This is a genomic window from Actinomadura sp. HBU206391, assembly GCF_014323665.1.
In the GTDB taxonomy this organism is placed as follows: Bacteria; Actinomycetota; Actinomycetes; order Streptosporangiales; family Streptosporangiaceae; genus Actinomadura_C.
Genome location: NZ_JABVEB010000209.1, coordinates 1 through 9,364, shown reverse-complemented (window position 1 = coordinate 9,364; position 9,364 = coordinate 1). Strand labels below are relative to the sequence as shown.

8 protein-coding genes and 1 pseudogene are annotated in these 9,364 nt (G+C 72.4%); 6 read left to right on the top strand and 3 right to left on the bottom strand.

Features of this window, described 5'->3' with window-relative positions:
• Window positions 1-765, bottom strand: a pseudogene (locus HKK72_RS31260) (ATPase); the annotation flags it as partial.
• Between the two features lie 162 nt (window positions 766-927).
• Here HKK72_RS31260 and HKK72_RS31255 point away from each other — a divergent pair.
• The 4 genes from HKK72_RS31255 to HKK72_RS31240 all read left to right on the top strand — a co-directional run bounded on the left by HKK72_RS31255 (window position 928) and on the right by HKK72_RS31240 (window position 4,502).
• On the top strand, window positions 928-1,818 hold the full coding sequence (locus HKK72_RS31255) for an ATP-binding cassette domain-containing protein (protein WP_187238033.1): 891 nt from the start codon (window positions 928-930) through the stop codon (window positions 1,816-1,818).
• Window positions 1,818-2,543, top strand: coding sequence for an ABC transporter permease (locus tag HKK72_RS31250; protein ID WP_187238032.1), 726 nt, complete (start codon window positions 1,818-1,820; stop codon window positions 2,541-2,543). Before HKK72_RS31255 ends, HKK72_RS31250 begins: the two co-directional genes overlap by 1 nt.
• A 100-nt stretch (window positions 2,544-2,643) precedes the next feature.
• The gene (locus HKK72_RS42480; protein ID WP_187238031.1) at window positions 2,644-3,795 is read left to right on the top strand and encodes a sensor histidine kinase; all 1,152 of its coding nucleotides are present in this window, start codon (window positions 2,644-2,646) and stop codon (window positions 3,793-3,795) included.
• Between the two features lie 101 nt (window positions 3,796-3,896).
• Entirely contained in the window at window positions 3,897-4,502 is a 606-nt protein-coding gene (locus HKK72_RS31240) for a DNA-binding response regulator (protein ID WP_187238030.1), read from the top strand.
• A gap of 73 nt (window positions 4,503-4,575) precedes the next feature.
• On the opposite strand, the gene HKK72_RS31235 is transcribed toward HKK72_RS31240, so the two are convergent.
• Window positions 4,576-5,352, bottom strand: a complete 777-nt coding sequence (locus tag HKK72_RS31235) for a ribonuclease HII (RefSeq protein ID WP_187238029.1) — start codon at window positions 5,350-5,352, stop codon at window positions 4,576-4,578.
• On the bottom strand, window positions 5,349-6,257 hold the full coding sequence (locus tag HKK72_RS31230; RefSeq protein WP_187238028.1) for a haloalkane dehalogenase: 909 nt from the start codon (window positions 6,255-6,257) through the stop codon (window positions 5,349-5,351). The genes HKK72_RS31235 and HKK72_RS31230 overlap by 4 nt, the downstream gene beginning before the upstream one ends.
• Window positions 6,258-6,345: 88 nt before the next feature.
• Between HKK72_RS31230 and HKK72_RS31225 the strand changes: the two genes are divergently transcribed.
• Both HKK72_RS31225 and HKK72_RS31220 read left to right on the top strand, forming a co-directional pair.
• Complete coding sequence (locus HKK72_RS31225; protein ID WP_187238027.1) at window positions 6,346-6,975, top strand: endonuclease; 630 nt, start codon at window positions 6,346-6,348, stop codon at window positions 6,973-6,975.
• A gap of 285 nt (window positions 6,976-7,260) precedes the next feature.
• Window positions 7,261-9,364 (top strand): acyltransferase family protein (locus HKK72_RS31220; protein WP_261987382.1); only part of this gene is annotated, 2,104 nt, incomplete at its 3' end.

Genomic DNA, 9,364 nt, shown 5'->3' with positions numbered 1-9,364 from the left:
CGAGCGCACCTGGCGCTTCACCGGTTCGAGGCCGATCATCCCCTCGAGCTCGTCGAGCGCCTCGCCCACGGAGATCACCGGGTTCTCGTCCGCGGGCTCCTGCCGCTCCCGCCGCTCCGGCTGGTCCGGCCCGGCCGCGCGTTCCTCGTACGCCGCCTGCGTGGCCGCGGGCACACCATGGGTGTACGCGCCGCTCGCCGGCGGGACGCCCTCGCGATCCGGCTGTTCCTGCACCCACCCGGTGTCGTAGGCCTCGGCGGGCACGGCGCGGCGGGCCTGGTCCCAGCGGTACGCCAGCAGGACGGCGGCGGCGAGCCAGGCGGGCGCCACGTGCAGCCTCGGCAGCGGGTGAGCGGTGGCCGCCGCGGCGATCCCGGCGAAGGCCAGCACCATCAGGGTCGTTCGCCACGGCGCGAAGCCGCGCAGCCGGAACGCAACGAACGCGACCGGCAGGGCCAGCAGCGCCAGGAAGACGGCCTGGTGCTCCGGGGCCGGGTACAGCCGGCCGAGCGGCACCGTCACGGCGAGCCAGCAGACGATGATGGCGACGACCGCCATGCCGACCGGCGAGCGCATCGTGAGGTCGACCGCGACCAGCAGGATCGCGGCGAAGACCGCGACGTTCAGCACCGGCAGGTGCGCCACGACTGCGATCGCCACGGCCAGCACGAGAAAGGCCACGCCGGCCAGCGGGCGGACGCCCGGTTGAACCTGGAAATAGCGCCAGCGGACGCGCTCGAACAGATCGCGCGCGGCGGTGCCCATCACGGCGCGAGAGCCAGATCTGCCAAAGTGTCGCATCATTGTCGTGTATAGCGCAGAACACCGTACGCGCGGCAGGACCAAATCCAACAAGGACATTTGTCCTTCCGCAGACGGGATCGGCGGCTCTGCCACCGCTCCCTCCCGATGCCTAGCGTCGTGGACATGACGGAAGACGCGGTGACCTTCACCGACGCGACGAAGACCTACGGCCCGATCCGTGCGGTGGACGGCGTGAGCCTGACCATTCCGCGCGGTCAGGTGGTGGCGCTGCTCGGCCCGAACGGCGCCGGCAAATCAACGACGATCAACATGCTGCTCGGGCTCACCCCACCCGACGAGGGAACGGTCGAGGTCTTCGGCGGCCCGCCGGACCGCGCCGTGAGGGCCGGGCTGATCGGCGCCATGCCGCAGGAGGCCAGGCTGATCCCCCGGGTCAGGGTGCGGGAGCTGATCGGCTTCATCCGGCGGACCTACCCGGCGCCGGAGCCGGTGACCGAGATCCTCGCCACCGCGCGGATCGCCGACCTCGCGGACCGATGGGTGGACCGGCTGTCCGGCGGCCAGGCGCAGCGCGTGCGCTTCGCGATGGCACTCGCCGGCGGACCGGATCTGATCGTGCTCGACGAGCCGACCGCGGCCCTCGACGTCGAGTCGCGTCGCGAACTGTGGGCGAGCATGCACGCGTACGCGGAACGCGGGAAGACCGTTCTGTTCTCCACCCACTACCTGGAGGAGGCCGACGACAACGCCGACCGGGTCGTGGTGATCGACCACGGACGCGTCGTCGCCGACGGCACCAGCGCCGAGATCAAACGGCGGGTCGGCGGCCGCGTCGTCAGCTTCGGTCTCGGAGAGGTCCCGGTCGCCGGCCTGGACCGGCTGCCCGGGGTCGTGGCGGTGGAGATCGGCGGTGGCCGGGCACGGCTGCGCAGCAACGACTCCGACGCCACCGTGAGGGCGCTCGCCCGCGATCACCTCATCCGCGACCTGGAGGTCACCGGCGCCGGGCTCGAGGCGGCGTTCCTCGCGCTGACCGCGGAAGGAGCGTCCTGATGCTCGCCTACGTGCGCCTGGAGATGATGCGGCTCTTCCGCGACGGCGGTTACCTGTTCATGACCCTGATCACGCCCGTGGCGATGTACCTCGTCTTCACCAACCTGAAGATGGGCGCCACGGACGGGCACGACTCCGCTCGGTACTCGATGGTCGGCATGGCCGGATTCGGCGCCGTCGGCGCCGCGCTCACCAACGGCATCGGCGTCGCCGAGGACAAAACGCTCGGCTGGATCCGGCAGCTGCGGCTGCTGCCGCTGTCGCCCCCGCGGGTGGTGCTGGGCCGCACGATGTGCGCCATGGTCGTGGCGGTCCCGCCGATCGTCGCGGTCTGCCTGGCCGGCGCCGTGGTCAACGGCGTCTCGCTCTCCATCGGCCGGTGGGCCGCCGTGATCGGGCTGCTCTGGCTGGGGATCGCCCCCGTCGCCCTGCTCGGCATGGGCATCGGCTACCGGCTCGGCGCGCAGAACGCACAGGCCGCCGGCGCCTTCTGTTACTTCGGCCTGTCACTGGTCGGCGGCCTGTGGTTCCCGGTCACGCTGTTCCCGCACTGGCTCTCGTCGGTCTCCGAGCTGACCCCGATCAACCGGTACGGCGAGCTGTCCTGGCGGGTCGTGGACGGCCACGCCCCGTCACTCACCGGCGCGGCGGTGCTGGCGGCCTGGGCCGCCGGCTTCACGGCCTTCGCGGTGCTGGCCTACCGCCACTCCGCCAGGGCGACGTGAGGCTCACCGCACCGGACCCGTGGCCCGTCCTCGCGCCGGATCGCCGCCAGAGCGGGCCGCCGGCGACATACCGTGTGCTGACCGAAGAGGGAGATTCCACGTGAGCGGTGAGAGGCGGGCCCCCGTCGTCGATCTGGGGCGGATAACGGGAGACGGGCCGACCCCGGCCGCGCTGTGCTTCTGGTTGTGCATCACCTTCTGGCCGGTCCGGGACCTCCTCGGCTACCGGGACGCGCGGCTGCTCACGGCGGTGTGCGTGCTGCTCGTCGTCGTCGCGCTCTACGTCGCGACGGTCCTGTCCGCGTTCAGCGCCCGGGTGAGCATGCGGGTACCCGTCGCACTGCTGACCGTCCTGGCGGTGGCCGTCTCGGCGGCCGCCCTCGGATTCGGGGGGCGGTGGTACCCGCTGTTCCCGATGCTCGGCATCGCCTGCGCCGCCGTCCTCGGCCACCACGTGACCCGGCGCAGCGAGACGCTCATGGTCGCGGGGGTGGGCGCGGTGACAGGGCTGGCCGTGCTGGTCACCTGGCTCGGCGGCGAGGACGGCGGCGCGATCCTCGGTTTCGGGTACGGAACCGCGACGGCCTCGATGGTGACAGCCATGATCTTGAGACTCTCCGCGGTCATCACGGTCCTGCGGGAGACCCGCGAGGAACTGGCGCGCACGGCCGTCGCCGAGGAGCGGCTTCGCTTTTCCAGGGATCTGCACGATCTGCTCGGGCATACGCTCTCGCTGATGGTCGTGAAGGCGCAGGCCGTACGGCGGATCATGGAACGTGACCCGGCGGTGGCGGCCGAGCAGGCCGCCGACATCGAGACCGTCGGGCGACGCGCGCTCGCCGAGGTCCGCCAGGCGGTGACCGGCTACCGGGGCCGTGGCCTGTCCGCCGAACTGAACGCAGCCCGTACCGCGCTCGGCGACGCGGCCATCGAGGCGGTCGTGCGGCAGGAGGGACCGCCGCCGCCTCCGCACGCCGACGCACTGCTCGGATGGGCGGTGCGGGAGGGCGTCACCAACGTCATCCGGCACAGCGGCGCGAGGCGGTGCGAGATCGACGTACGGCATGACGGAGACGTCACCAGCGTGGAGATACGTGACGACGGGACGGCCGAGCCACCGGGAGCGGTCGGGCACGGGTTGAGCGGCCTCACCGAGCGGATGGCCACCGCGGGAGGGACGCTGACCGCCGGGCGGCGCGCGGACGGCGGTTTCCGGCTCGCCGTCACCCTGCCGGCCGGTGCTCCCGCGTGACGCCCCGCCCTCCCCTCTCGTGATGGCGCGGTCGCTGCCGCGATAATGCCGCGAGCGACCGCGACATCACCGGAGCCGGCACGGCCGGGAAGGACCACCACATGATCAGGGTGCTGCTGGCCGAGGACCAGGGCATGATGCGCGGCGCGCTCGCCCTGCTGCTCGGCCTCGAGGACGACATCGAGGTCGTCGCCCAGGTGGGCTCGGGCGATCTCGTCGTGGCCGAGGCAACTGCGTGCCGTCCCGACATCGCCCTGCTCGACATCGAGATGCCCGGGCGCTCCGGTCTGGATGTGGCCGGCGAACTCCGGGCGGCGCTGCCGTCCTGCCAGGTCATGATCCTCACGACGTTCGGGCGGCCGGGCTACCTGCGCCGCGCGATGGAGGCGGGGGCGGGCGGGTTCCTGGTGAAGGACGGCCCGGTCGAGGACCTCGCCGCCGCGATCCGCAGGGTGCTCGCCGGCGAGCGCGTCGTCGACCCGGCGCTGGCCACCGCGGCGCTGTCGGTCGGCCCGAATCCGCTCACCGGACGCGAGCGCGAGGTACTCGCCGCCGCCGCGGACGGGTCGACGGTGGCCGACATCTCCGTTCGCCTGCGCCTGTCGGAGAGCACTGTGCGGAACTACCTGTCCGCGGCGATCGGCAAGATGGCGTCACGCAATCGCATCGAGGCCGTTCAGGCGGCCCGCCGCAACGGCTGGCTCTGACGCGCCGCGACCGTCCTGCCGAGCACGCCCCGAGGCACCGGCGGGCCAAGGCACGGGCCGGCGGAAGAACCGGTCAGCCGAAGAACGAGAGCTGCCCCGTCCCGGCGAGCGGGTCACGGTGCTTCTTCAGATGCCGCCACTCCGGCAGGTCGTCGAGGTAGGACCACGACATCCGGTGGTGCGGCGTCGGGCCGAACTCCCTGAGCGCCTCCTGGTGCACCGGCGACGGATAGCCGGCGCTCGCCGCGAAACCGTACGCGGGGAACTCGGCGTCGAGGCCCGCCATCAGCCGGTCGCGGTGCACCTTGGCCAGCACCGAGGCGGCGGCGACGGTCACCGAGCGCTGGTCGGCCTTGATCTCGCATCGCACCCGCCAGGGCGCTCCGAGGAAGTCGTGCTTGCCGTCGAGGATGACCACGTCGGGTGGTGCGGGCAGTGCCTCCAGAGCGCGTACGGCGGCGCGGCGCAGCGCCTCGGTCATGCCCGCCTCGTCGATCTCCTCGGGGCTCGCCGATCCGAGGGCGTGGGCGCTCAGCCAGCCGGGCAGGATCTCGGCGAAGGCCTCCCGCTGAGCCGCCGTCAGCAGCTTGGAGTCGGTCAGCCGCACGAGCCGCGTGCCCCGGCCCGGCAGGGCCGGGGCCGGGCTGAGGTCGGTGACGGCAGCGCACACCACGACCGGCCCCGCCCAGGCTCCCCGGCCCACTTCGTCGACCCCGGCGATCCGCACCGGTCCCGGGCGGCCCGGCGAGATCCCGCCGAGCGATCGCTCGATCTCGTAGTGCGCGCGGCCGCCGTCACCCGCTGCGGCGGACGCCCGCGTCTCCTCCAGGCCGGGCAGTGCGCCGGTCATGCGGTGCTCCGGACGAACGCGGCGATCTCGCGGCCGAGCCGCTCCCCCGCGTCTTCCTGCAGGAAGTGCCCGGCGCCCTCGATCGTGGGGTGGGCGCGGCCGTTCGCCCCTGGGACGAGCTGGGCGAAGAGCGGTGCCATCGGGCCGGTGATCGGGTCCTGGTCGCTGAACGCCGCGAGAAACGGCCGGTCCCACCGCCTCAGGACGTCCCAGGCGGCGCGGTTCGCCGGCGCCTCCGGATCATCGGCCTCGGCCGGCACGAGGCCGGGCATGGCCCTCGGCCCGGCCTTGTGGGCCTCGTCCGGGAACGGCGCCTCGTAGGCGGCGCGGACGGCGCCGGGCAGCGTCGTCCGGCAGCCCGACTGCACCGAGCGGGCGATGTCGAAGGACGGCGCGGTGCGCACGGACTCGCGGAACCGCAGCCAGGTCTCCGGCATCGGAAAGTCCCCGGTCGGCAGGCCGGTGTTGGCGGCGACCGCACGGGCGAACCGATCCGGCTGCGCGGCGAGGAGCCGCAGGCCGATCAGCCCGCCCCAGTCCTGCCCGACCAGCGTGAGGTCCTGGAGGACCAGTACGTCGATCAGCGCCCGCACCCAGGCGATGTGCCGGGCGTACGTGTGATCGGCGATCTCGGCGGGCTTGTCCGAGCGGCCGAAGCCCACCAGGTCCGGCGCGACGACCCGCAGACCGTCGCCGGCCAGCACCCGCATGACGTCGCGGTAGAGGAACGACCAGCTCGGCTCCCCGTGCAGGCACAACACGACCGGCCCGTCGGCGGGACCCGCCTCGACATAGGCCATCCGCAGGGTCCCGCCGTCCTGGTCGGGGACGTCGGCGTACCTGGGCTCGTACGGAAAACCGGGGAGATCGGCGAAGCGGTCGTCCGGGGTTCGCAGAATCCGCATCGGGTCATGATGGCAGTGCCCGGCGGTGATCGGCGCCGATTGGTGCCCGCATCGCGGGGTAGGGCCGAACCCAGAGGAGGTGGGCGCGATGGACGCTCTCATGCGACATCTACTGCGGGAAGGCGGTACGACCTACGCGCGGGAGTCGGATATCACCCTGAAGGACCAGCCCGCGCCGCTCTTCCAGCTACTGGTCCTCGCCAATCTGCTCAGCGCCAGAATGAGCGCCGACATCGGCATCGCGGCCGCGCGTGAGCTGTTCGCCGCGGGCGGCACCACGCCGCGCGGCATGCTGAGGCTCAGCTGGCAGGACCGCGTGGACGCGCTCGGCCGCGGCCACTACGTGCGCTACGACGAGAGCACCGCGACCCGGCTCGGCGAGATGAGCGAGCTGGCCCTCGAGAAGTACGCGGGCGACCTGCGCCGGCTCGCCCGCGACTCGGAACGCGACCGCGGCCGGGCCCTGGAGCTGCTCCAGGAGTTCCCCGGCATCGGCCCGACCGGCGCCGACATCTTCTGCCGTGAGGCCCAGGCGGTGTGGCCATGGCTGCGGCCCTATCTCGACGACCAGACCGTCAAGGGGGCGGAGCGGCTCGGCCTGCCCAAGGACCCCAAGAGGCTCGCCGATCTGGTGCCCGAAAGCGATCTCGCCCGTTTCGCCGCCGCGCTCGTACGGGTCGCCCGCGACAAGAAGCTCGCCGACGCGATCCGGCGGTGACGTCGGCGCGGGCCGGCCCGCGCCGGACGACCCGCGCGACGAAGACGTGCGACACCTGCCTGACCAGCGCGTTCCGGCAGGTCGGTCGGTCGGCGCGCGCCGGAAGTCACGTGCCGTTCATGTGCTGGGCTGGTCGCCATTCACGTACCCGTCCTAGCCTGGCCTGCTGAATCGAGCGACGCATGTGACTGCGGAGGCAAGCGGGATCGGTGAACCGCGGTCTCGGCGACGCCGCTCGCATGCCGTTCCCGCCGTGCCGCCGCTTGCGAATGAGGATTGCCTGAATTGACCGCCCCCGCACGCCCTCTCGGCGAACAGCCACCACTCGACGCGCGACCACGGGGCGAATCCCGCCCCGCCGACACGGGCTCCGCCGGCACAGGCTCTGCCGGCACGGGCTCCGGCCGACCGCGCGCCGGGCACCGGCCGGAGATCCAGGGGCTGCGGGCCGTGGCCATCATGCTGGTGGCGTCCTACCACATCTGGCTGGGCCGGGTCTCGGGCGGCGTGGACGTGTTCCTCATGCTCACGGGGTTCCTGATCACCGGGTCGCTGCTGCGGACGGTGGAGCGCACCGGGCGAGTGCAGTTCCCCGCCTTCATCGCCCGGCTGGCCCGCCGGCTGTTCCCCTCCGCCGCCATCGTGCTGACCGGGGTGCTGGTCGGCACCTTGCTGCTGCTGCCACGGACCCACTGGCGCGACACCCTGGGCGAGGTGCTGGCCTCGGCGCTGTACTTCGAGAACTGGCGGCTGGCGCTGAACGCCGTCGACTACCTGGCGGGGGGCGCCGACGCGAGCCCCGTGCAGCACTTCTGGTCGCTGGGGATCCAGGGGCAGTTCTACCTGATCTGGCCGGCCCTGCTGGCGGTGGCGATCCTGGTGGCCAGGGTGGCGTCGTGGACGCCGCGCGCCGTGTTCCTCGGCGTGCTGGGGCTCGTGCTCGCCGTGTCGCTGGCCTACTCGGTGTGGCGGACGGCCACCGACCAGCCCTGGGCCTACTTCGACACGGGTGCGCGGCTCTGGGAGCTGGCGCTGGGCGGCATCGCGGCGATCGTCCTGCCGTGGATCAAGGTGCCCCGCGCGGTGCGGGTGGCGCTGGGCTGGTTCGGGCTGGCCGCGCTGATCTCGTGCGGGCTGCTGCTCCACGTGTCGACCATGTTCCCGGGCTACGTGGCACTGTGGCCGACCGGTGCGGCGCTGCTGATCCTGGTCGCCGGTACGACGGGCAGCCCGATCGGGGCCGACCGGCTGCTCTCCAGCAGGGCGCTGAAGTACATCGGGGACATCTCCTACCCGCTGTACCTCTGGCACTGGCCGCTGCTGATCTTTTTCCGGGTACGGATCGACGGCGACGTGGGGTTGCTGGGCGGCGGTGCGATCCTGGCGGTCTCGTTCGTCCTCGCCGCCGGTACCACCTGGGTGGCCGACCACGCCGCCGGCTGGGCGGGCCGGGCCCGCGCCACCCGCACGTGGTCGCTCGCGCTGGGGCTGGCGTGCCTGCTGCCGGTCGTCCTCGTCACCGTCGGCTGGTCGGCGCAACTGGAGCAGCAGTCCCACGACCGAGTACCGCACACCGACGACCCCGTCAGATACCCGGGGGCCGCGGTGCTCATGCGACGACCGGTCACCGAGCCGCCGCGCCTGCCGGTGCGCCCGGCACCCGACATCGCGACCCAGGACCTCCCGTCGGTCTACGAGAACGACTGCATGCAGGGCACCCGCAAGAGCGAACTGGTGCAGTGCTCCTATGGCGCCAAACAGCCGAATCACACCATCGCGCTGATCGGGAACTCCCATGCCGCCCAGTGGCTCCCGGCCCTGGAGAAGATGGCCGAGCCGAACGGCTGGCGCGTCGTCGTCATGACCAAGGGCTCCTGCATGCTCGCCGACGAGGAGCAGATCTACAAGGGCAAGCCCCAGCCCACCTGCACGGCCTGGCAGGACAACGTGATGGCGGAACTGAAACGGCGCCCACCGGACCTGGTCATCACGACGGGCACGCACTCCAGCGGTGGCTCGGACGGGGAGACGCTGACGCCCGGCATGATCTCGCGGTGGAGGGAGCTCGGCGCGATGGGCGTGCGCGTGCTGGCGCTTCGCGACACTCCGCGGTTCCGTTTCAAGGCCCCGGAGTGCGTCGAGGCCAAGGGGCGTGACGCGTGCACGGAGGCCGAGTCCTACAGCCTGGCGAAGGCCTCGCCCATCCTCGCTCTGCGCGACGCGCCCCTGAACGTCAAGTTCTCCGACTTCACGCCGTACCTGTGCCCCGGCGACCGGTGCCCCTCGGTCATCGGCAACGTGATGGTGTACTGGGACTCCTTCGGGCACTTCACCGCGACGTTCACCCGCACACTGACGCCCCTGCTGGAGCGGCAGGTCAGGCAGGCGC